Source organism: Candidatus Symbiopectobacterium sp. NZEC151 (assembly GCF_025962655.1).
In the GTDB taxonomy this organism is placed as follows: Bacteria; Pseudomonadota; Gammaproteobacteria; order Enterobacterales; family Enterobacteriaceae; genus Symbiopectobacterium.
The window spans coordinates 98,081-120,865 of sequence record NZ_JAGFPE010000001.1; the positions used below are offsets into that span (position 1 = coordinate 98,081).

Sequence of the window (22,785 nt, forward strand, 5' to 3'; positions counted from 1 at the left end):
AATGAGGAGATGATTATGTCATCGGATTCATCCACAGGGAAAAAGGTGTTCGCCGTAGCGGTGCCCATTGTGTTGGGCATCGCTATCTGGCTTGCTCCCGTACCTGCCAACCTTTCGCCCCAGGCATGGCATATGTTCGCCATTTTTGCTGCTACCATCGCAGCCATCTTGACGCAGCCATTGCCCTCGGGGGCGGTGATGCTAATCGCGCTTTGCGTGGCTATCTTCACCCAAACGCTTACCGAAGCAAAAGCGCTGTCTGGTTTTGCCAGCGGCACCGTGTGGTTGATTTTCTGCGCTTATATCCTGTCTTTGGGCTTTGTCACTTCAGGGCTGGGTAAGCGTATTGCTTATAAGATGCTTTCTTTGTTTGGCGGAAGCAGTCTGGGTATTGCCTATTCACTGGGTATTTCCGATTTGATTATGGCACCCGCAATGCCCTCGGTAACCGCCCGTTCAGGGGGAATCATCTTCCCCATCGCGCGCTCTATCAATACCGTATTGGGATCGGCTCCGGGTGAAAGCGGCAAAAAGATCGGGGATTTCCTGACCATGGTCTGCTTTCAGTTTACCCCGATTACCGGTGCCATTTTCCTGACCGGTATGGCCGCGAATCCCTTAGTGAGCAGTCTGGCAAAAAGCTCGCTGGGCGTTGAAATCACCTGGAGCGGTTGGTTTATTGCCGCTGTGGTTCCTGCCCTGGTCTGCTTTTGTTTGATGCCGTTATTGGTGTACAAGCTGGTGAATCCTGAACTGAAGCGCACGCCTGAAGCCAAAGTGATGGGACGTGAGGCGCTGTCTCAGTTAGGTCCGATGACCACAACGGAAAAGAAAGTGGCGTTTGGTTTTCTGTTGGCATTGGTTGGGTGGGGAACCAGCCTGATTACCGGTTTGTCGGCGACATCCGTAGGGTTAGGGTTGGCGGCGTACCTGTTTGCCGTCGGCGCTGTGGATTGGAAAGCCTTGCTGAAAGATCATGCGGCCTGGGACACGGTTATCTGGTTTAGCGTGATCATCAGTCTGGCTACCGGACTTTCCGATCTGGGGTTCATCAAATGGCTGGCGGGCTTGCTGGGCAACCTGATCCACGGGTTTGGTGCCATGCAGACCTTTGTGCTGCTGGGCGTGCTCTATATCTATGTGCACTACCTGTTTGCCACGGCTTCCGGGCATGTCGCTGCCCTGTATGTGCCTTTTGCTGCCACGGCCATCGCGGCGGGGGCACCACCGATGATGGTCGCTATCTGCTTCGGGATTTTCAGTAACCTGATGTGGGGCAATACTGAATATGGCGGCGGGCCGGGGCCTATTTATTTCGCTCAGGGCTATTTCACGCGACCGCGCTTTTATAAAATTAACGCGGCGGTGGTCACCTGTAACGTGGTGCTGACCTTCAGCGTGGGCCTGCTGTGGTGGAAGCTGCTTGGCTTCTATTAAGGTAGTGCTTCTCCCGCTCCTGATGACGGTGGCAGTATGATAAGACAGGTTGCCTTGGGCGGTATCAGGCAACCTGCTTTGCGCTTACTGTACCGTCCGGTTGCGGCCTTCCCGTTTGGCGATATACAGGTTTTTATCGGCGGCAGCAAAGAGCTGGTGCACATGCTGCGTCAGGTCCATCGCTGAAGAGGGCGCATGGGCAATGCCGATACTCACCGCAACGGATATCGGCGAGCCGTTAATGAAGCAGGGCGTGTCGTGAATTTGAGTGCGCAACTGCTCTGCTAACGCAAAAAAGTCTCGCTCTGAGAAATCAAAACACACTACCGCAAACTCCTCTCCACCGATACGGCTCACCAAACCCGGTTCCGGGATCGATTGTTGAATCAGGTTCGCAACGTGTTTCAAGACAATGTCGCCGTTATCGTGCCCGTAACTGTCGTTGATGGTTTTGAAGTGATCGATATCAACCAGCATCATGTTGATGGCCGCTTGCCGATAACGGGGAATTTTCGCGTAACGGTTCAGCGCATCGTTGAAGCCATAGCGCGAAAGCAGGTGAGTGAGGAAATCGTGGCTGGCCTGCATCAACAAGCGCTGGTTAAGCTGGCGAATGGTCTTGGCATTCATGGCCATCAGCAATGGGCTGAAGATGATCGCGGCGATACTGATGCGGGCGATGGTGATCTCCTGCATAAACAGGGCGTCCTGATGGTCATAAATCCCCTGAACATGAAGCGCTGTGGCGATCAGCTCAACAATGCCCGTGCACAAGGTGATCAGACGTATCGCCCACAGCGGGTACACGATGGCGCACCAGGTGAGTGCGGGCAGGGGAAACGCCAGAATAGCAATCGGACCAATCAGCGTGCCCAATCCCAGTGACAGCACAAGAAACACCAAGGGGATGCTGCTGCGCCAGTCCGCTGTGGGCATGCGCAACGTGAAATCGCTACGCAGTGTCAGCAGTAACGGCAAAAACAGCACAGCGGTATAAAACTGATCGCTGAACCAGTTAAGCACATCCTGTTGAAAAGACTGTCGTGTTTGCTCGGCCAGGTGTTGCGTGAACGCACCGACCAGTGCACAGCTAAGGGCGGCGATCATGCAGGAGGAAAACAGGTGTAATGACGTGGAAATATCAGCTTCCTGCTGACGATATCGCCCCGGCCAACACAATAATTTGACCAGCACAAAGATAAACACCAGGTTGGCACTATTAATGGTGAAGGCGCTGATGCCCCAACCATAAAGCAGGCCGTCTTGCGCGATCATGGCGCTATAGGCAACGCCGTAATACCACGGGGTATTCAGATAGCGACAACGATAAAACAGAGCGGCAACCAGAATGTTGACGGGCCAGAGAACAGAGAGATCGATGCCTGACATCCGCGCATGAGAACCCAACATGCAGCCCAGTAGTGTCAATATAAAAACGTTAAAGCTGTTTAAAAGCACATTGTCACTTTTAAACAGTGTCAGGTTTACACGCATAATCTCTGCCCATTTCTCCACGGGATAGTGCTCGGCCTCTCAAATAGCGTGCAATCATACACGTAAGCCTAAGAGCAAACAGTACTCTGCATGAAACCTGCTGGTTTTTAACGTATTGTTTTTGATCACAGTAGATGCAAATTGTCGGCGTTTCGGCAAAAAAAGCCCTTAATAGCAGGATGGAGAATCCTTTTAGGCGCTAGTGTTATAACCTGAATACTGCGTGATGGCATGCGCATACTTTTTCACTGTCAGGAGTTCATCATGAAAATAAAACAGGGTATGTGTGGGTTGTTGCTGATGCTGCCGCTGTGTGGCTTTGCACAGACGGCTAATTCCGACGTTATCGAGGGTTTCACCACGCAGCAGATTGCCGATGCGTTGCCGAAATCGGTCGATGGCTTGCAGCGGCGCTCGGTTGAGGTGGTCTCGGATTACCATACTTTTCAGGTGGAGTACGTAGACCCTGCCACCATGCGTAAAGTGCTGGTCACGCTTTATACGTTACCGGCAGATGCAAAGGGCAATATACCCGTGGCCTCCAGCGATCGAGATCTGGATGCAGTGGTCGCCAGTGCTGAAAAGGAAATGTTGCGTCAGCGTATCAAACCGGAAATGAAAGATCTGACGGTGCCCGGTGCGCCCAGATTTCGCTGCCTGCAAACGGTAATGAATGAAAAAGTGGTTCACCAGGTGTGTTCAACCTTGTTTAAGGGCCGCGTGCTGGAGATCCAACCGGTCACCATGGTAAACGACAAAGCTTACGCGCCAGCGATGCAACGCGGTGAGGAGTTGGTGGTTACTCTCGGTAAAATCATGAGCGATGCAGTGAAGTAAAGCCCAGGAACAGGCTGGCGAGCCAGCCTGTTTCGCATCATTCAGGGTTTTCTGTCCAATCAAACTCCAGCTGTCTGGCGGTGCTTTCTGCCAGCGCGCGCCCGGCAAAACGCTCGACCAGATGCAGGCTCATATCAATACCAGCGGAAATCCCCGCCGATGAGACCAACGCCCCTTGATCAACCCAGCGCACATCGCTTTTCACGTCTAGCGTCGGGAACAGTGCTTTCAAGTCGGCAATGTCTTCCCAATGGGTGGTGACCGAACTGCTGTCGAATTTTCCGGTTTTAGCGAGCAAAAAAACGCCAGTGCAAACAGATGCAGTAATGGTTGTTTGCGGGATTTGGCGAGCAAGCCAGTCGATAACCGATGATTTTTCCATTTCGGCGGTAACCACCCCGCCAGGCACGATCAGACAATCCAGCGCCGGGTGATCGTCGAGAGCATAATCTGGATCGATCTTTAATCCTGCACGAGCCCGCACGGACGCACGCTTCTCACCGAGTGTGAACACGTTAAAACGCGGTTCGGGTCCGCCTGCGACACGCGTTGCGCAGGTAAAGACTTCATAAGGCCCAGCAAAATCCAATACCTCAACGTTATCAAAAACATAAATACCAATTTGCAGTGTCATTGCCGGGTCTCCACGGGAAGGCTTATCCTGTCGATGGTATAACCTTGCGCATAAAAAAGAAACGTCAGTCCAGCGAGAACATAGTGCTTATCAACCGGGGTATGGTAGTTGCTTATTCCGAAAAATAAGAAATCCTACATATTTTCGCTCTGCCATTATCACTCTGTTGTAGTATGTGCTGGTATGTATTTCTTGTTTACTTGGTATCAAATTTCGGCACGCTTTATTGCGTGCCAATTTAGCGTGAGGTATTTATGCAACGACAGAAGTGGTTTAGCGTGTTTGTCCTGACTATTCTGCTAATGACGACAGGAACCTGGACTTTGCACTTTTTCCTGGATGGCGGGGTTGTAAAAGGCATTGCCTGTTACTTTGTGAAACTGATGAGTGGAATTACGCCACTGGCGGCGATCCGCTCTGTGGTGATGCCCCAACATGGCCCGAAGGCCACATTGGGGAGCCAGAAGCGTCTTATGGCACGACCCTAGCTCCGAATAACCGCTATACCAGATCGAAACGATCCAGATTCATCACTTTATTCCAGACAGCCACGAAATCGTGCACGAACGATGCCTGCGCATCAGCACTGGCGTAAACTTCCGCCAACGCCCGTAGCTGTGAGTGTGAACCAAAAATCAGATCTACGCGTGTTCCCGTCCATTTCGGCTGACCCGTGGTGCGATCGCGCCCTTCGAACAGTGTGTGCGATGCATCAATCGGGTGCCAGGTGGTACCCATATCCAGCAGATTAACGAAGAAATCAGTGGTCAAGACACCAGGGCGTTGGGTAAAGACGCCGTGCGCGGTTTGCCCGGTATTGATGTTCAGTACGCGTAACCCGCCGAGCAGTACGGTCATTTCCGGCGCGGTTAAGTTAAGCAGTTGCGCTTTGTCCACTAACAATGCTTCCGGGCTGGTGCTGTAGTGCCCTTTCTGATAGTTGCGGAAACCATCGGCAATCGGTTCAAGTACGTCGAACGAGGCGACATCGGTTTGTGCCTGAGAGGCATCCATCCGTCCCGGTGTAAAAGGAACGGTAATCGAATGGCCTGCTTGTTGCGCAGCGTGTTCAACACCCACGACGCCACCCAGCACGATGATATCGGCCAGTGACACGCGTTTGTTGCCTGATTGTGCAACATTAAACGCGTGTTGCACGCGTTCCAGAACGCTCAACACCTGCGCCAACTGTGCGGGCTGGTTCGCTTCCCAATTATTCTGTGGTGCAAGACGCAGACGTGCGCCGTTAGCGCCACCGCGTTTGTCTGAACCACGAAACGTCGATGCGGATGCCCAGGCCGTGGCGACCAACTGCGAAACGCTAAGCCCCGTTGCCGCAATTTGCTGTTTCAGCGCGGCGATATCCTGCGCCGCGATCAGTTCGTGATCGACTGCGGGGATAGGGTCTTGCCAAATCAGCTCCTCGCTCGGCACTTCCGGCCCAAGGTAGCGGGCACGCGGTCCCATATCGCGGTGAGTCAGTTTGAACCAGGCGCGTGCAAACGCGTCGGCAAATGCTTCGGGATGTTCATAGAAGCGGCGTGAGATTTTCTCATAGACAGGGTCAACGCGCAGGGAGAGGTCGGTGGTCAGCATGGTGGGAACGTGGCGCTTGGCCGCATCGTGAGCATCGGGAATTTCTCCTGCGCCCGCGCCGTTTTTGGGTTGCCACTGGTGTGCACCCGCCGGGCTTTTGGTCAGTTCCCACTCGTAGCCAAACAGGTTTTGAAAGAAATAGTTGCTCCACTGGGTCGGGGTTTGTGTCCAGGTGACTTCCAGTCCACTGCCGATAGTATCGCCACCTTTTCCGCTGCCGAAGCGGCTGTTCCATCCTAACCCCTGTTCTTCGATGCCAGCGGCTTCCGGTTCGGGCCCGACCAATGCAGCATCGCCTGCGCCGTGGGTTTTACCGAAGGTATGGCCGCCAGCAATCAACGCTACGGTCTCTTCGTCATCCATTGCCATGCGGCTGAAGGTGTCGCGAATGTCTTTGGCGGCAGCGAGAGGATCGGGGTTGCCACCGGGACCTTCCGGGTTGACGTAGATCAGGCCCATTTGCACCGCAGCCAGCGGGTTTTCCAGATCCCGTTCACCAGAATAGCGTTTATTATCCCCAAGCCAGGTCGTTTCTGCGCCCCAGTAAACGTCTTCTTCAGGTTCCCACACGTCAGGGCGACCGCCAGCAAACCCAAAGGTTTTAAAGCCCATGGATTCTAATGCCACGTTGCCGGTCAGAATCATCAAATCGGCCCAGGAGATGTTTTGACCATACTTTTGCTTGATCGGCCACAGTAAACGCCGCGCCTTATCGAGGTTTACGTTATCCGGCCAACTGTTCAGCGGCGCAAAGCGCTGCTGTCCGGCACCTGCGCCACCGCGGCCATCGCCAGTACGGTAGGTCCCGGCGCTGTGCCAGGCCATACGAATAAACAGCGGGCCATAGTGGCCGAAGTCCGCAGGCCACCAGGGCTGGGAATCGGTCATCAAGGCGTGGAGATCTTTTTTAACTGCCGCCAGATCGAGACGGTTAAAGGCGGCGGCGTAATCGAAATTTTTACTGAGAGGGTCGGAGAGCGAGCTGTGTTGATGGAGTACTTTCAGACTGAGCTGATTTGGCCACCAATCCTGATTCGTGGTGCCGCTGCTGGCGGTGGGCTTACTGCCGCCACCAGAGAATGGGCATTTGCTTTCAGTTGTCATGCGATATCTACCTTTGCTGATGAGTTCCATGGGTCCTGGCGCAAGGTCGCCCGGTACAGTGCTGTGGACACATTAAGCGTAGTCATCTTGTGGGCATTGTTAAAATCGAAAAAGGCAACTATTACGATAGTTATGATCTATGTTTATTTATAAATCGATAGGTCGAGTGGTTTATGGCAAGGTAGGTGATGACAAAACACGGTGGATAGCTGGCACACCAGCACGTCGGCAGATGTTTATGTCTGAAGAGTGAACACTATGTGAACAGTAAAAAACAAAAACCACTGAAATAAATTCATAAATATTATAGTGTTATTATATCTTGCTGATTTTAATAGCATGAGGTTGTTACTGAAACGCTCATGTTTTTGTCGATAGCGGTCGATAACGGATAACAGGGAGTTGAAGAATGCCACGGATAGCTTACAGTGAAAGGGCTGTATCTTGTCATCTGAACTCGGACGACGCGCGACACCTCGCTACTGCACATAAATACGCATTCTTATTGAGGGTATAATGGATAATTTTCAAAAAGAGATAGATGAGAGAACAAATCTCACTTCCTCCAATAAATTTGAACTGCTGTTGTTCCGTTTGGGCCCCGCAACGCAGGGTGCCGAGTCTGAGTTGTACGGTATCAATGTGTTCAAACTGCGCGAAATCGTACCGATGCCGTCGCTGACCAAAGCGGCGGGCATGAAACCGCCGATGATGGGTATGGTTAACATTCGCGGGCAGGTCATTCCGGTTATCGATCTGCCAGCATTGCTGGGCTGCGAGCCAAGCACGGGGTTGAACATTCTTCTGATTACCGAATACGCGCGCAGCACACAGGCTTTTGCCGTGGAATCGGTGGATGATATTGTGCGTCTGGACTGGAGCCAGGTGCTTGCCGCCGAGAATGGGGTTAATTCGACCTATATTACCAGCATCGCACGGTTGGATGCGGATAAATCCAGTAACCGCCTGGCCTTGGTTCTCGATGTAGAACAGATTCTGCACGACATGAATCCGGTCGATCGCGACATCAAAGAAGATAAACTGAAAACCAAAGGGTTCCGCCTGAAACCTGGCACGGTAGCGATTGTGGCAGATGACTCCAAGGTGGCACGTTCCATGCTCGAACAAGGCTTGAGCGTGATGCAGATCCCCACGTTGATGCATGTTACCGGTCAGGAAGCCTGGAACAAGATTCAAGCGATGGCAAAGGAAGCTCAGCAGGAAGGGCGCCCGATTACGGATAAGATCTCCTTTGTGCTGACCGACCTGGAAATGCCAGAAATGGACGGTTTCACGCTTACCCGTAATATCAAGCGTGATGAGTTCCTTAAAAAACTGCCTGTGATTATTCACTCTTCACTGTCTGGCAGCGCTAACGAAGATCACGTGCGCAAGGTGGGCGCGGATGCTTATGTGGCGAAGTTTGAAATTAATGAATTGGCAGAGGCGATTCACTCTGTTTTAGATTGATATTGTTGCCAATGTAGAAGATTCATGCCGCGGGTGCTTTGCAGGTGCATCAGCGGCATTTTACTTTATGCCTGTTGCGGCGTTTTGGAACACAGCCAGATGCCAAAGACAATCAGTAGTGCGCTGACCAGATGAAAGGGTTCCAGCGTGGTATTGAGGAACACCAGACTAAACACCCCGCCCGATAACGGAATCAAGTGCGTGTAGATTTCTCCCCGCGTTGCACCAATGTCACTGATGCCTCTGTTCCAAAATACATAGGAGAGCCAGGACGGAAATATCACCAGATAGGCCAATCCGGTTAAAAAGTCCCATTGAAAGTAAGGTGCTACGTCGAGAGAAGGAAGATCGACGACATAAACAAACACCAGGGGGATAAGCAGTATCGCGCCGAGCAGTGCGCTAACGGCCACGAAGGCATTGCCCGGTATGCTTTTGTCTTTTTTCCGTAAAAAGGTGCAATAGAATGCCCAACTGAGCGCCGATCCCATGGTCCATAAATCCCCCTGATTGAGCGCGTTAAAGGTCTCTGAGGTGGGGATTTGCCCCTTTACCACCAGATACAACACGCCACCGGTACTGAGGATGACTCCGAGCATATTGTTACGCGAGATAGGATCGTTGAACACCAGGCGGTTGAGCAATAACACTACCGCTGGCGTGGCTGACATGTAAATTGCGGCATTCAACGATGTGGTATATTGCAAGCCGATATAGAGCGTCAAGGGAAACAGGACTTGCCCACACACGGAGAGGAAAAACAGGATCCCCAGAGACGTTCGCATCGTTGACCAATGCTGCCGTACCTGCCTGAAATAAAGGGCCATCAACAGTATCGCTGTGATGGCCCAGCGCGCTTGTGTCATGATGATAGGATCAGCGCGTACTACCAGAACATGACCAACAACGTAATTTCCCCCCCAGAACAGGGCTGCCAAGGTGAGTAAAAGATAAGGCATGATTCCATTCTCTTAATTAGCGTATTGGCGATGATTTATCATTGGTAAAAGATTGGCAATGATACAAATCAATAACGATTAATTTAAATAATTGTTTATTTGTGGAGGCGCCGTTTCCATTTATTTGAAAACAATCCATGTCATGGTTTTGGTTATTTTTATGATTTTATAGTGTTAATGCCTGATTATAAAATAGTGAGTGATGATTATTATTCGTTTAGATATTAATAATATATCATTGATTATTTAAACGGTGTTGGAGGGGAAATGTCTCATTGTATAACTCTTAAAGAAACCGATCTTGGTTATTCTCACTTTGTGAGTGTTTGTGATAAATTAGAGTCTGATGATATTATCCGGTTAATAAGAAATAATAATGGGGGTATATGTTTATCATCGAATTACTCCATAGCTGATCGTGTTATATTGTTTGTTTCTAATATCCCATGGCTCTCTGATTTTGAATGCATATCTAGCTATAAACAAAAAATTGAATCCCAGCAAAACGATGCAGTTATGGTTTTTTTAGAAACTTTAAATAAAGGGTTTGGCAATACGTTTTCACTTGACCGTTTGCCAAAGATTAAATCTGGAGCGGATTATCTGAAATGTAGGAATGTTACTACGTACTTAACATTAGCATCTACAGTGAATCCTTCATCATTTACCGCCAAATATTGTAATCAAAAAAACCTTATCGTTATGAAAGAAGGGCTGGTTAATAAATTCCCGGAAATTAAAAGGGAGTTTTATGATTGTCTCATGGAAAAAAATGATAGCGTATTAAAAAAATTTCATGATGAAATAAATGTTCAGGTGGATAAAATTTTACAAACTGCTAGCGTCCCTGAAAGTAGTTATGATGTCATTAAGGCCCGCATATTGGAATTTGTAAATATAAATGCATTGGGGAATAGTTATCCGTTGGACGCTTTGAAATGCTATTTGTATACCTTGTCTGGTTCGGATAAGGAGAAAGAGAGCCTTAACCAAGTTCCTGGTGAACCGTTTGCGTTGAAAATGAATGAAAGGTTAGCTCTACTCAATATATCGATGAATAATGATTCGGGGGTATTAGATAACTTGCTCCGCGATGTTTTTTTACTCAATGATGAACTAAAGTTAAAAAGTAGTGAAGATAAAAATCTATTATGTAGCGGTATATATGCGTATTTAGCGAAACAGTTCTATGAGGGTCTTATAAGAAACTCTATTGATAAAGTGAAGGTCGAACGGGGAGGCGCTGAACATCTGGTCCCATTATCAGTTCCGGTAACACCTTATGGTTTGCAAGAATCGTTATCGGATACGTCAAGTATTGACAGTTTTTTTAGTTCGGTATGCAGTGAAGACTACAACACTGAAGTGATATCTTGGGCGGATAGTGATTATTTTCCTCTACCGCCGACGCCAGAAGAACTTAAGCTTTTTCAGGGGGACTTGTCAGATATCGATGATTTTCCTCCACCGCCAACGCTAGAAGAACTTAAGTTTTTACAGGGTGATTTGTCAGATATTGATGATTTTCCTCCACCGCCAACAGCAGAAGAACTTCGTTTATATCAAGATGGGTCATCACGGTCCGATGAAGTAGATAGTCTTTATGGTTCAGCATCAGACGAATCCAATAGCGATAATGACGTCTATTTAACCGGCAGTGAAACTGCGAAGCTATTATAAGCAGTAGTGTATTTTGATTTCACACTTTCAGATAAGTTAGAGGAAGAAGTAAAATTGTACCTCTATCGGGAGAGGGATTAATGACAGGAAATGGATCGGAAAGACAAATTAATTTTTTGGGTGAAAAGCTAGGATTAGATCTAAAATTAGACGAAAAACAACAGGTTTTATTATTAATCGATGGTAAATGTCCCGTGTCACTGCAACTTGATGATGGAAAATGGTATTTTTATGGCATGGTTCGCCATTTGAAAAATGAAGATAATCCATGCGCTTTCTATCAAAAAACTCTCAAAGAGAGTTTTGAAACATTACGCTCGGGGATTGGGGGGCTGTGCCTAAATGAATCATCGGATATTCTCATGTTCGTCGGCGGGGCCCGAGAAACGAATTACAATGCGGATGAGTTGTACGAAAGTTTAAATCAATTTGTGCAGCGTTTGGATATGTTACGTGAAACGCTGGAATAAGATTGGCTGGAACAGGCCATGCGTTGTCATGGAACCCGAGAAGTAAGCCGAATAACCTTCCCTGCATACCGCCGTTAAGCAGGGAAGGTGATGACGCTTATAGTGACTTTTTCTCATCATTTTCTTGCGGTGTGTTCGCCGCAGTGACGAGAATGCGCCGAATATTTATTCCGGTGATGCCCAATGCCAGCGTGATCAGCGGGGCAGCAATATTAAAGATGGCAAACGGCATGTAGGCCATGGTCGAGACACCGAGCACGGCTGCCATATAAGCACCGCAGGAGTTCCAGGGAATCAACGGTGAGGTGACAATACCGGCGTCAGAAACTGCTCTGGAAAGGTTTTCCGGTGCCAACCCTCGTCGGGCAAATTCAGATTTAAATAAGCGAGTGGGTAACAGCAGAGCGATGTATTGGTCGCCAGCTGCAATGTTTAAACCAATAGCGGTAGCAACGACCGAAGCAATCAAGCGGCCGACCGTTCTGGCCCGTAATAACAGCGGTGTCACCAGCTTGTTGAGCAGACCAAAATCATCCACCATAATGCCAAAGGTAACCGCGCCGATGATGAGCCAAATGGTTAGCAACATGCTATCCATGCCACCACGCGACAGCAACGCATCTATCTGCTCAATCCCTGAATTCTCCTGAAAGCCGGTTGCCATTGCTGTCCACATGGCTTTTATGGCAAGCAGTGGTGCCGCGGTATCTGGCTCAGCAATAAAACGCAGCACCACTTGCGGTTGCATTATCGGCGTCATAATGCCCGCCAGTAATGCGGAGCACATAATCGCCAACGACGCAGGCACCTTTAATACCGAGAGCGTAAGTAAAAAGAACAAGGGCAGCAGGTTCCAGGGGGTAATGTGGAACAGCTCGTTAAACCGTTTCAACTCATTATCCGTGACGCTGGCATCGAAGGCACTGTGTTGATTAATACCCAGCGCAATAAACGCTATCAGGGCAATAGCTGCTGCGGGTAGGGTGGTCCACATCTGAGTACGAATATGTTTATACAGTTCGACGCCATTAAGTTGGGCAGCCAATACGGTGCTTTCAGAGAGCGGCGATACTTTATCACCCACATAAGCACCGGAAATGACGGCACCGGCGGTGATCTCAGGCGATAAGCCGAGCATATTGGCCAATCCGACCAAGCCAACACCCAATGTACCTGCGGTTGTCCATGAACTGCCGATACTGAGTGATACGCCAACACACACCAAAAAAGCGATAGGGTAAAACCAGTTCGGCATGATCATGACGATGCCGTAATACACCATGGTTGGAATGGTCCCGGACATGTTCCAGGTGCCAATCAATGCACCTACGGAAAAAAGAATAAAGATGGCACCGGAGACGGTGGCAATTCCTTTTCGTCCTGATTCAGAAATCTCTTCCCAACTGTGGCCATTTTTTAATATGACCATCGAGGTGATCATGGTGCTAACAATAATTGCCACTTGCAGCGGGCCATTTACCGCATCCAGGCCGAACAGGGCAACAGACGCGCCCACCAGCAGGATCAAGGTGACTACCGGGATCAACGCATCAAAATAACTGGGCGCTTTTATTGTGCGGGGAGGCTTGGGATCGCTGACCATATATGCTCCATATCCCGTTAAGGTAAAAAGTTTTTTTAAATTCGGAATGATCGTGTTGCGCGGTTCGTTCTGGCTTAAGCATAGTCGCTTTTTGCAATCGTATAGAGAATGTAATGAGGCTGAATGTTGGAAGGGGGGCTGCACACCCTACGTTCGCTCTGGGCCAAAAAAATCAGATGTCGCAGTACAGGGCGACTTCTGATTTTTATTTTATCTCTGCCATACTTCCAATCATTAGTGCGTTGTTTGTATGCAATCCATTCCCGCTGTGCAGCGCGTTCTGTCGCCAGTCAGCGAAAGGATTGCATGATGCAATTTATTGCGAAAATGATAATTAAAGGGAAGAAGTATGCAGTGGAAATCCCTGACGCCTGGCCTGACAAATCTGCTTGCTTATGAACGCACCTGGTTAAAGCACGACATTCGTGCGGGGCTTTCAGTGGCGGCCGTCGCATTGCCGGTGGCGATCGCTTATGCCGAACTGGCCGGGGTAAGCGCAATCGTTGGGCTCTACTCCTGTATTTTGCCGATGGTCGCCTACGCCATTTTCGGCTCTTCGCGGCAATTGATTGTTGGCCCGGATGCCGCTACCTGCGCGGTTATCGCGGCGGTCATCACCCCCTTGGCGGCGGGAAATACGGAGCTTCACTGGCAACTGGCGATTGTAATGACGTTGATGATGGGGACATGGTGTCTCATTGCCAGTCGATTCAAGCTGGGTGCCATTGCGGATTTGTTGTCCCGCCCGATATTGAGTGGATTGCTCAACGGCGTTGCGCTAACCATCATAGTAAACCAGATCAGCAACGTGTTTGGTTTTTCATCTCCCTCCAGTGAACTGATTGAGCGTATTTATGCGCTACCGTCGAATCTGGCAAACAGCCATTGGCCGACGGTGGGCATCTCGTTGCTGACGCTGCTATGCCTGTTTGGCGTGCGCTATCTTCGTCCGAATTGGCCCGCACCGCTCTTTGCCATCGTATTGACGACAGGGCTGACCTGGGCGGCAAACCTGCCGCGCTTTGGGATAGAAACGGTTTCTGGTTATACCGGTGGCGGTTTGCCTACCGTATCCTGGCCGGATTTCAAACCCGGCTTGCTGCGAGAACTGGTGATCCCTGCGTTGAACCTCGCGGTGGTCAGTTTTGTGAGCATGATGCTGACGGCGCGCAGTTTCGCGGCAAAAAATGGTTACGAGGTGGATGTAAACAGTGAATTCCGCGCACTTGGACTGGTGAATATCGTCTCTGGTTTATCGCAGGGCTTTGCCATTAGCGGGGCGAATTCGCGTACGGCGGTTAACGATGCCAACGGTGGCAAAAGTCAGTTGGTGTCTGTGATCGCCGCCTTGGCGATTGCTCTGGTGGTCGCATTGTTAAGTGAGCCCCTGCAATATATTCCTATTGCGGTACTCGGCGTCATTTTGATTTATGCGTCGTGGGGGCTGCTGGATTTACGCAGTATATCCCAATTGCGGAAGCGCAATCGCCCGGCATTCTACCTGGCTCTGTTTACTTTTCTGAGTGTGCTGCTGGTGGGCATTATTCCGGGGATTGGATTGGCGGTGTTGCTGGGGTTGTTGCAATTCCTTCAGACAGTATTCCGACCGACGGAGCATTTGCTCGGCGTCAATGCCGAAGGCATGATCCATTCATTAAATAACGGCAATGATTGTGATATCAGAGCGGTGGACGGCGTTATCATGTACCGTTTCAATTCTCCATTAACCTATTTCAACGTTGCCTATTTTAAGCGTCGCATTACCGATCTGGTGGATGGCGATACTTCTCAGCCGCGCTGGGTGGTGATTGATGCGGTAGCCAGCTTTACCCATGCCGATGTCAGCGTGCTGGCAGCCATCGACGAATTGAAACGCGAGCTCAAACAGCGTGGGATTAATCTGGTGCTTGCAGGACGACGGACTGAATTAACCCGCTGGTTCCGTATGAACCGTGCCGACAATAAGGTGCACGATTTGATTCTGGTGCCGGACCTGTATTTGGCATTACGGTTGATTCAGAGTAAAGAGTGCAAGGAGTCAAACACGCTAAGGGCGGACAGTCCGCCCTGATGACGTAAGTTATTGCAGCGTGGACATATCCAGCACGAATCGATATTTCACATCGCCTTTTTTCAGACGAGAAAACGCCTCATTAATCTGACTGGCACTGATTAATTCGATATCAGCCGTAATACCGTGTTCAGCGCAAAACTCAAGCATTTCCTGGGTTTCTGCAATGCCGCCGATATTCGAGCCGGAGAAACTACGACGTCCTTTAACGACATTAAATGCCCCAATTTCGATCGGCTCCGGTGGCAACCCTACCAGCACCACGGAGCCATCAATTTTCAGTAAGTTAAGGTATGCATTGACATCATGCTTTGCGGAAACCGTATCGAGGATCAGATCGACCTTACTGGCAAACGCTGCCATCTGCTGTGGATCGGTCGATAGCACTGCCTGATGTGCGCCAAGGCGAGTGGCATCTGCCACTTTGGCTTGCGATGTGGTAAAGACCACCACATGTGCGCCCATCGCTTTGGCAATTTTGATCGCGACGTGTCCGAGTCCACCGATGCCTAGAATGCCCACCACTTTCCCCGCGCCGGCCTGCCAGTGTTTGAGCGGTGAGTACACCGTAATACCGGCACACAGCAGCGGCGCAGCTGATGCCAAATCCAACGCAGCGGGCATTTTCAACGTGTATTTTTCACGACAGACGTAGGTTTGTGCGAAGCCACCGTAGGTCATTCCCCCCAGATGCGTATCCGGTGAGTTAAAGGAGAGCGTAGTGCCGGATTCACAGAACTGTTCGAGGTCGCTGCGGCAGGTGGGACATGTACCGCATGCGTCAACAATGCAGCCCACCGCAGCGTAATCGCCTGGTTTAAATCGGGTTACGTCACGGCCTACCGCGATAACGCGGCCCACTATTTCGTGTCCGGGGACCATAGGGTAGTGTGCTGCACCAAAATCATCGTTGAGTTGATGGAGATCGGAATGGCAAATTCCGCAGTAGAGAATTTCCATCTCAACGTCATCGCTCAGTAATCCGCGGCGTTTAATACTGAATGTGGTTAACGGGTTGGTTGCCGCATCGGTGCCAATGGCTTTGATGGTTTTAAACATAATTATTATCTCTATGAAAATTAACGGCCAACATGCGCTTGCAATGCTGCCGGATAACGTTCACCCACGATTTTTACCGTTTCCAGCACCTGGGTAATTTTCTGCAAGTCTGCTGGCGTAAGCGTGATTTCTGTTGCGGCCAAATTTTCCTCCAGCCGATGCAGCTTCGTGGTGCCTGGAATGGGAACAATCCAGGGTTTTTGCGCCAGTAACCAAGCCAGTGCGATTTGTGCGGGAGTGGTGCGGCGTTCTGTTGCCAGTTCGGCCAGTAATATCACCAATTTTTCGTTGGCTTTCAGAGCTTCTGCGGCGAAACGGGGAACCACGTTGCGGAAATCATTCTCTGTAAAGGTGGTTTCGGCGTTGATTGTGCCAGTCAGAAAGCCCCTGCCCAGCGGGCTGAAGGGCACAAAACCAATGCCGAGCTCTTCAAGCAGTGGAAGTATTTCTTGTTCTGGCTCGCGCCACCATAAGGAATATTCACTTTGTAACGCGGCAACGGGTTGCACTGCATGAGCACGACGTACGGTCTGCGCACCGGCTTCTGAAAGACCAAAATGTTTTACCTTGCCTTCGGCTATCAGATCTTTCACCGTTCCCGCGACATCTTCAATCGGGACATCGGGATCAACCCGGTGTTGATAGAGAAGATCGATAACATCTGTCTTAAGGCGACGTAGTGAACCTTCTACGGCTTCACGGATATGCTCCGGGCGACTGTTCAACATCTGCTGTTTATTGTCGTTGCCTATGTTAAAGCCAAATTTTGTAGCGATAACCACGCGATCGCGTAAAGGTTTCAAGGCTTCACCGACGACGTCTTCATTTAAATAGGGTCCATACACTTCAGCGGTATCAAAAAATGTCACACCGCGCTCAACGGCTGCGCGAACGAGTGTAATGGCTTGACGAGTATCCGTTGCCGGGCCGTAGCCTTGGCTCAATCCCATGCAGCCCAGACCTAGCGCAGATACTTCAAGCCCAGACGTTCCCAAATAACGTTTTTGCATTACTACGCTCCTACAGTTAACGGCTTTACCGATATTCAGCAAGCATAGCGCAGCACGATTAATTCGATTAGCCACGTTAATTCGCTAGGGTTTATTAACTGAATTCATTAATTACCGCCCGCGTTTGGTATTTAGCGCGAGAAGGTAGTTAACCAGCGGGTCACGGTTTCCGTGGTTCTTCGCTCCTGATCGCATTCGATAATAAGCGGTTTTTCTCGTCTGGCATGGGGTGCCAGTGTCGCTAATACCGCTTCGCTGTTACCAACGCCATATCCGCCATGGGTGATAAAAGGAACCAGCGCTTTGTCTGCCAAATTGTGGGTAGTGAGAAAGGTTTGCACCACCGGGGGAAGGGTTGTCCCCCAAATAGGAAAACCTAAATAAATCGTTTGATAATGTTCAATGTTGCTGACACTGCTTTTTAACGGTGGCCTGAAGCCACGGTCGCGTTCTATTTTTGCCTGCTCTACCGTCTGAAAATAATCATCCGGATAGGGCGTGGCAGGCTCAATCTCAAACAGATCGCTTTGCAGGCTGCGATGAATAACCCCCGCGATGACGCGTGTGTTACCACTGCGGGATAAATAAGCGACCAGAGTGCGTCGGTCTTTTAGGGGTAACTCAGCGCTGGCGCTAGCGGAGGAAGGAAGAACCATCTTCGCCACAGTTAAGCTGGCCAATGAGGTAAGCAGCGCTCTTCGAGTGCGATCGTGTTGGTGTGACATGTATGATTCTCCGCAGAAATGGATGCTAGACAACCCGCGCGGTGATGCAGGAGCAGAGCAGCATCAGCGAGCCCAAGATAACAGAAGATGTACAGTGAGATAATCGTATTGTATTGATTAGTATTATGAATATGCCTCATTAAAGGCATAGCACTGTCTCAGTGAGTGACAGTAGTGTTTCGTTATTTAACGGTGTGAGAAGTAATGTGTTAAAGAAATGGCATAATTGTCTTAAATATACATAAAAAATCATCTTAATATTTAAAGTTACACTGTATTTTTTTAAACAATATTTATATGTTTTGCGAAGAATAACGTGACGCTTGGCGTGTGATATGGGTTTTGTTTTTTTAAAGCATGCAATTATGTAATTGATCTTCTTGTTGTTTTCAAGTTTTTTGATGATTGTTTATATGTATCGTGGTATTAAAATATTAATGGTGATAATTTCATAATGTGCATAGGTGAATAGATTGTCATCCAGTCATAACCCTATTTTTAAATTTTTTATTACATTATAGAGTGTGCCGCTTTTGTATTTTTATAAATCATATTTTGTTATGTTTATTATTGAGGGCACATTTGTGTTTAATAAGTTATGAATGATAATTTAACATGTCGTTTCTTTCGGCAACTGGGGATGGTTTTCGCTTTGGTTAGTTGTTCTCAGGCGAATAAAAGTGATGAGAAAACGCACACGCCTGTTATTAAATATACAAAAGAGGATACGAGACGCCATTTGATTTCACCATCAGTCACAGATAATACCTCTATTAGGCATTCCGCTACGTCAATGAAAAGGGAAGACATGAATATTCGGGGAGAGGCACAGGCTGGTTTGGGCGCGTTTGGCCGCCAGTCTGGGAGTACCACGCTGAATGTATTACTGCCATTGCAAGAAAATGAAAAGCGCATGTTGTTCGGCCAATTCGGTGGATATCATCACAAACATAAAAACAGCGTCAGTGTGGGAGTAGGTCAGCGTCATTTTGGCAATGACTGGGGATTGGGGTATAACATTTTCTATGATGCGCAGATGTCAAAATCAATTTACCACCGCCTTGGTGTTGGCGGGGAGTTATGGTTTGATAATGCTCGTTTTACGGCAAATGGATATTATGGCCTAACCCGTAACCGGGATGTTGATGAAAAACCAGGGTATTACGCGGATGTCGCTCATGGTTATGATGTCAATTTGCAAGCGTGGATACCGGGGTATCGTCAGCTTAGTGGTCGGGTGAAATTTGAGCAATACTTTGGCGATAGCGTTGCGCTTACCAAGAAAGGGAAAGATGCCAGAAATCCACATGCGCTATCATTAGGGCTCAGCTATGCGCCTATTCCACTGCTACAGTTTGATATTGATCGCGTATTGGGTAGCCAAAAGCAGACTGAAAACCGTTTTGGGGTCTCTGTTCGTTACCAATTTGGGGTCCCCCTCTCTTTGCAACTTGATCCAACCTACACCGCATCCCAGTACTTAAAGAAAGCAAAAAATTATCATGTTGTTGATCGTAACAACGATATAAAGCTTTCGTTTCGAGAGAAGCCCTCTCAACGGATAGAAAAACCAGTAATAAAAGCCCCCGTTGCGCCAACGCCAGTACCACCAAAGGCACCACCAAAGGCACCACGAGAGGCACCACGGGAGATACCACGGGAGACACCGCGGGAGATACCACGGGAGACACCACGGGAGACGCCGCGGGAGATACCACGGGAGACACCACGGGAGATACCACGGGAGACGCCGCGGGAGATACCACGGGAGACGCCGCGGGAGATACCACGGGAGATACCACGGGAGACGCCGCGGGAGACGCCGCGGGAGATACCACGGGAGACACCACGGGAGACGCCGCGGGAAATACCACGGGAGACGCCACGGGAGGTACCACGGGAGACACCAACCCCATCAGGGGGGCCTGAATGGCCAGAACCACCCGTCTCAACGCCAGAAGGAGCTCCATGTTTAGAGTGTGAAGATTTAGTGCCAGGAGCAATCCCTCCTGTTGACGATGAAGCTTTTGAGGATGAAGACAGGGCAGTAAACCCTAAAGGGGCGCCGGAATGGCCAGAAGGGCCAAAACCACCTGTTGTAACGCCTGAAGGCGATCCATGTTTAGAGTGTGGAGACCTAGTGCCAGGAGCAAACCCTAACGATGACGTAGAACCGATTAATAGACAGCCTGATATTTATGTTTATCCACCCAGCCCTGATGGTATACCACTCAAAGCAAGCCCTGCTAAGCTGGAGCGTCATACATTAGTTGATGAAGCCGTGAATTCCGAAGGGTTTGTGATTGTTGAACCCTCGGGAACAAAAAGGGATTCGTCAGACAAGCAATATGGTTTTGAGTTTGTCGACGCCTCTTAACGTGTGGTGGCATCTGACCTGACCACCACCGCAGGGCTATAAGTAACGTGCAAGCGGCGTTCGCTAGGTGGCAGTGATGTCGATGCTATTGGAAATAGGCAATCCCTTGAGGTCTGCGTTTGTCAGGGCTGCGTCAGCAGCCCATGCCAGAAGCAGAGAGTGCTGATATTATTTCTTGTTAAGCATCGACTTCAAATCGGCAAACGGATTATAGGTGGCAGCCGCAACGTCTTTTTGCGCATCCTCTCCCGCCACAACGGTTGTGCCGTATTGGTCAGCCTCAGTGTACTTCGAGTGTTCATGATCATGGCAATACAGACACAGCAACTCCCAGTTGCTGCCATCTTCCGGGTTATTGGTATGGTCATGATCGATATGATGCACCGTTAATTCGCGCAGGTTGGAATAAACAAACTCCCGCGAGCAGCGTCCGCACACCCACGGGTAAATTTTTAGTGCTTTCTCACGGTAGCCGCTTTCCAGCCGTGCGTAGTTTTTGGGAATCAGAGCCATTGCCGATGTTACCTGTTATAAAGAGAGTGTTTACGATAGTGTCCCCAATATATCTCATAGTAGAGCAAGAGAAAAAATGAAAGCAGAAGATCCGGTTGGTTTTAATGGTACATACTCCATACCGTCACGATGCATATCGCAAAAGAATGAGAATGGCGCCGTCGACGCATTGACAGAGGAAATTGCTTGTGGAAACTTATCTGCTACATCGTGGTAGGCTTATCGATCATATTCAGCTCGTTGTAAACGACTTCGAGCTAAGCAAAGCGTTTTATCAGGCCGTACTGGCCGTTCTTGAGATCCCCATCATAAACACATCTGACGATTATTTCTGGGCAGATGAACTTGTGGTGTGTTCAGTCAAAAGCGAGGGTTCTCTGGGAAAACCGACAGGGCGTCACCATCTGGCTTTTCAGGCCAAAGATCGTGAAACCGTAAAGGCTTTTTATCATACCGCACTGACACATGGGGGGCGTGACAACGGCGCGCCTGGTGAACGAACCTACCACCCTGGGTACTACGCGGCTTTTGTGATCGATCCCGATGGGAACAATATCGAGGCGGTTTACCATGGCGAGGCAGAGCGCAGCACACACGCCGTGGAAATCCGTTTCAACCTCTAAGCTCAAAGGTTCACTGTCTCCGCACATCTCTCGCTACCGATGCCATGTGTACCGTCTGCCTGGCTGGAAGCGAGCATAACCTTTATCAAGATGTGTGACTCAAGCCGGTGCTGGTGAGGTAAAGCGCCAAACTTCAGTGTCCCGCAGTCATTTTGCCGGGTTTACCGGTTGTCGTTTTCGGGAAACACGCAGGGCGTCGACCACCAGTGAGAAAGCCGGAGACACTTGCTTACGACTCGGGTAATACAAATAGTACCCAGGAAAAGGCTGACACCACGCTTCAAGCACCCGGATCAGGCGTCCTTCTTCAATATGGGTTCCAAATTCTTCCTCAGGTAAAAAAGCGATGCCCAATCCCGCCAGCGCGGCATAAATAATATGTTCCGAAGTGTTAAACGTAACCTGCCCACTGACCCGCACGTTCAAATCACCACCGTCCTGATCAAAATCCCAGACGTAGAGCCCGCCGGATCTGACCATTCGCTGGTTAATACAGCAGTGTTGCGTCAGCTCATGCGGTGTTTGCGGAATGGGGTATCGCGAGAAATAATCCGGCGAAGCCACGGCCGCCATGCGTAATTCCGGTCCAATCGGTATGGCTATCATATCTTTATCGATGGTGTCACCAAGGCGAACGCCGGCATCGAAACGGTCGGCAACGATATCGCGGAAACCGTGGTTGGCATCGAACTCGATATGGATATCCGGGTATTCACGCAGTAGTGGCGTCAGTTTGGGTAACAACGTGGAACGCAAAACGTCTGGTCCACAGGTGATGCGCACCGTACCGGCGGGTTTGTCGCGCAACTCTGTGAGCATATCCAACTCGGCTTCAATCTCATCAAGGCGGTTGCCGATGGCCTGCAACAACCGTTCTCCGGCAGTGGTGGGCGATACACTGCGGGTGGTTCGGGTGAGGAGCCGAATTTTCATGCGTTCTTCCAGCGCGGAAATCGCCTGGCTGAGCGCAGGTTGCGTTACCCCAAGATGAGCTGCCGCACGGGTAAAACTGCCTTCGCGGGCGACGGTGACAAAATAGAGAAGGTCATTCAAGTTGCGTTTCATCTGGCAGGCGTTCCCAATTAATAATCAGGGCTTATAAGCCCATTAAGTATTCATTAGC

The 22,785-nt window shown here is 49.6% G+C and carries 19 protein-coding genes; 9 read left to right on the plus strand and 10 right to left on the minus strand.

Annotation, left to right across the window (positions count from 1 at the left end):
- Positions 1-15 precede the first annotated feature (15 nt).
- Positions 16-1,437, plus strand: coding sequence for an anion permease (locus J5067_RS00430; RefSeq protein ID WP_264650171.1), 1,422 nt, complete (start codon positions 16-18; stop codon positions 1,435-1,437).
- 84 nt (positions 1,438-1,521) lie between these two features.
- Here J5067_RS00430 and J5067_RS00435 read toward each other — a convergent pair whose 3' ends face one another.
- Positions 1,522-2,847, minus strand: coding sequence for a GGDEF domain-containing protein (locus tag J5067_RS00435; RefSeq protein WP_264650172.1), 1,326 nt, complete (start codon positions 2,845-2,847; stop codon positions 1,522-1,524).
- A gap of 348 nt (positions 2,848-3,195) precedes the next feature.
- On the opposite strand from J5067_RS00435, the gene J5067_RS00440 reads away from it, so the two are divergent.
- Positions 3,196-3,768 (plus strand): hypothetical protein, encoded by a 573-nt coding sequence (locus J5067_RS00440; protein ID WP_264650173.1) that lies wholly within the window; start codon positions 3,196-3,198, stop codon positions 3,766-3,768.
- A 37-nt stretch (positions 3,769-3,805) separates the two neighbouring features.
- Here the strand turns inward: J5067_RS00440 and J5067_RS00445 are convergent, their stop codons facing one another.
- Positions 3,806-4,402, minus strand: a complete 597-nt coding sequence (locus tag J5067_RS00445; protein ID WP_264628602.1) for a DJ-1/PfpI family protein — start codon at positions 4,400-4,402, stop codon at positions 3,806-3,808.
- A gap of 254 nt (positions 4,403-4,656) precedes the next feature.
- Between J5067_RS00445 and J5067_RS00450 the strand changes: the two genes are divergently transcribed.
- Positions 4,657-4,890, plus strand: a complete 234-nt coding sequence (locus J5067_RS00450) for a hypothetical protein (protein ID WP_264645952.1) — start codon at positions 4,657-4,659, stop codon at positions 4,888-4,890.
- 13 nt (positions 4,891-4,903) lie between these two features.
- Here J5067_RS00450 and katG read toward each other — a convergent pair whose 3' ends face one another.
- Positions 4,904-7,102, minus strand: coding sequence for a catalase/peroxidase HPI (gene katG, locus J5067_RS00455; protein WP_264650174.1), 2,199 nt, complete (start codon positions 7,100-7,102; stop codon positions 4,904-4,906).
- A 516-nt stretch (positions 7,103-7,618) separates the two neighbouring features.
- Here katG and J5067_RS00460 point away from each other — a divergent pair.
- On the plus strand, positions 7,619-8,572 hold the full coding sequence (locus J5067_RS00460) for a chemotaxis protein (RefSeq protein ID WP_222160116.1): 954 nt from the start codon (positions 7,619-7,621) through the stop codon (positions 8,570-8,572).
- Positions 8,573-8,637: 65 nt separating this feature from the next.
- Here J5067_RS00460 and J5067_RS00465 read toward each other — a convergent pair whose 3' ends face one another.
- Positions 8,638-9,531 carry a DMT family transporter gene (locus tag J5067_RS00465; protein ID WP_264628115.1) on the minus strand — a complete coding sequence of 298 codons (894 nt, stop codon included), beginning with the start codon at positions 9,529-9,531 and terminating at the stop codon, positions 8,638-8,640.
- A gap of 267 nt (positions 9,532-9,798) precedes the next feature.
- Here J5067_RS00465 and J5067_RS00470 point away from each other — a divergent pair, with 267 nt between their 5' ends.
- Both J5067_RS00470 and J5067_RS00475 read left to right on the plus strand, forming a co-directional pair.
- Positions 9,799-11,211, plus strand: coding sequence for a hypothetical protein (locus J5067_RS00470; RefSeq protein ID WP_264650175.1), 1,413 nt, complete (start codon positions 9,799-9,801; stop codon positions 11,209-11,211).
- Between the two features lie 80 nt (positions 11,212-11,291).
- On the plus strand, positions 11,292-11,681 hold the full coding sequence (locus J5067_RS00475; protein ID WP_264627935.1) for a CesT family type III secretion system chaperone: 390 nt from the start codon (positions 11,292-11,294) through the stop codon (positions 11,679-11,681).
- Positions 11,682-11,778: 97 nt separating this feature from the next.
- On the opposite strand, the gene J5067_RS00480 is transcribed toward J5067_RS00475, so the two are convergent.
- Positions 11,779-13,284, minus strand: a complete 1,506-nt coding sequence (locus J5067_RS00480; RefSeq protein WP_264650176.1) for a Na+/H+ antiporter NhaC family protein — start codon at positions 13,282-13,284, stop codon at positions 11,779-11,781.
- 349 nt (positions 13,285-13,633) lie between these two features.
- Between J5067_RS00480 and J5067_RS00485 the strand changes: the two genes are divergently transcribed.
- Entirely contained in the window at positions 13,634-15,355 is a 1,722-nt protein-coding gene (locus tag J5067_RS00485) for a SulP family inorganic anion transporter (RefSeq protein WP_264650177.1), read from the plus strand.
- Between the two features lie 9 nt (positions 15,356-15,364).
- Here J5067_RS00485 and J5067_RS00490 read toward each other — a convergent pair whose 3' ends face one another.
- The 3 genes from J5067_RS00490 to J5067_RS00500 all read right to left on the minus strand — a co-directional run bounded on the left by J5067_RS00490 (position 15,365) and on the right by J5067_RS00500 (position 18,149).
- On the minus strand, positions 15,365-16,414 hold the full coding sequence (locus J5067_RS00490) for an NAD(P)-dependent alcohol dehydrogenase (protein ID WP_264650178.1): 1,050 nt from the start codon (positions 16,412-16,414) through the stop codon (positions 15,365-15,367).
- A 20-nt stretch (positions 16,415-16,434) separates the two neighbouring features.
- Positions 16,435-17,424 carry an aldo/keto reductase gene (locus J5067_RS00495; protein ID WP_264645959.1) on the minus strand — a complete coding sequence of 330 codons (990 nt, stop codon included), beginning with the start codon at positions 17,422-17,424 and terminating at the stop codon, positions 16,435-16,437.
- A gap of 131 nt (positions 17,425-17,555) precedes the next feature.
- On the minus strand, positions 17,556-18,149 hold the full coding sequence (locus tag J5067_RS00500) for a flavodoxin (RefSeq protein WP_264628215.1): 594 nt from the start codon (positions 18,147-18,149) through the stop codon (positions 17,556-17,558).
- Between the two features lie 598 nt (positions 18,150-18,747).
- Between J5067_RS00500 and J5067_RS00505 the strand changes: the two genes are divergently transcribed.
- Positions 18,748-20,526: an inverse autotransporter beta domain-containing protein gene (locus tag J5067_RS00505; protein WP_264650179.1), complete on the plus strand. Its 1,779-nt coding sequence runs from the start codon at positions 18,748-18,750 to the stop codon at positions 20,524-20,526.
- A 168-nt stretch (positions 20,527-20,694) separates the two neighbouring features.
- On the opposite strand, the gene yajD is transcribed toward J5067_RS00505, so the two are convergent.
- Positions 20,695-21,039, minus strand: a complete 345-nt coding sequence (gene yajD, locus J5067_RS00510) for an HNH nuclease YajD (RefSeq protein ID WP_264626531.1) — start codon at positions 21,037-21,039, stop codon at positions 20,695-20,697.
- A 188-nt stretch (positions 21,040-21,227) separates the two neighbouring features.
- On the opposite strand from yajD, the gene J5067_RS00515 reads away from it, so the two are divergent.
- Positions 21,228-21,662, plus strand: a complete 435-nt coding sequence (locus J5067_RS00515; protein ID WP_264645962.1) for a VOC family protein — start codon at positions 21,228-21,230, stop codon at positions 21,660-21,662.
- Between the two features lie 147 nt (positions 21,663-21,809).
- Here the strand turns inward: J5067_RS00515 and J5067_RS00520 are convergent, their stop codons facing one another.
- Positions 21,810-22,727, minus strand: coding sequence for a LysR family transcriptional regulator (locus tag J5067_RS00520; RefSeq protein WP_264645963.1), 918 nt, complete (start codon positions 22,725-22,727; stop codon positions 21,810-21,812).
- Between the last annotated feature and the right edge of the window lie 58 nt (positions 22,728-22,785).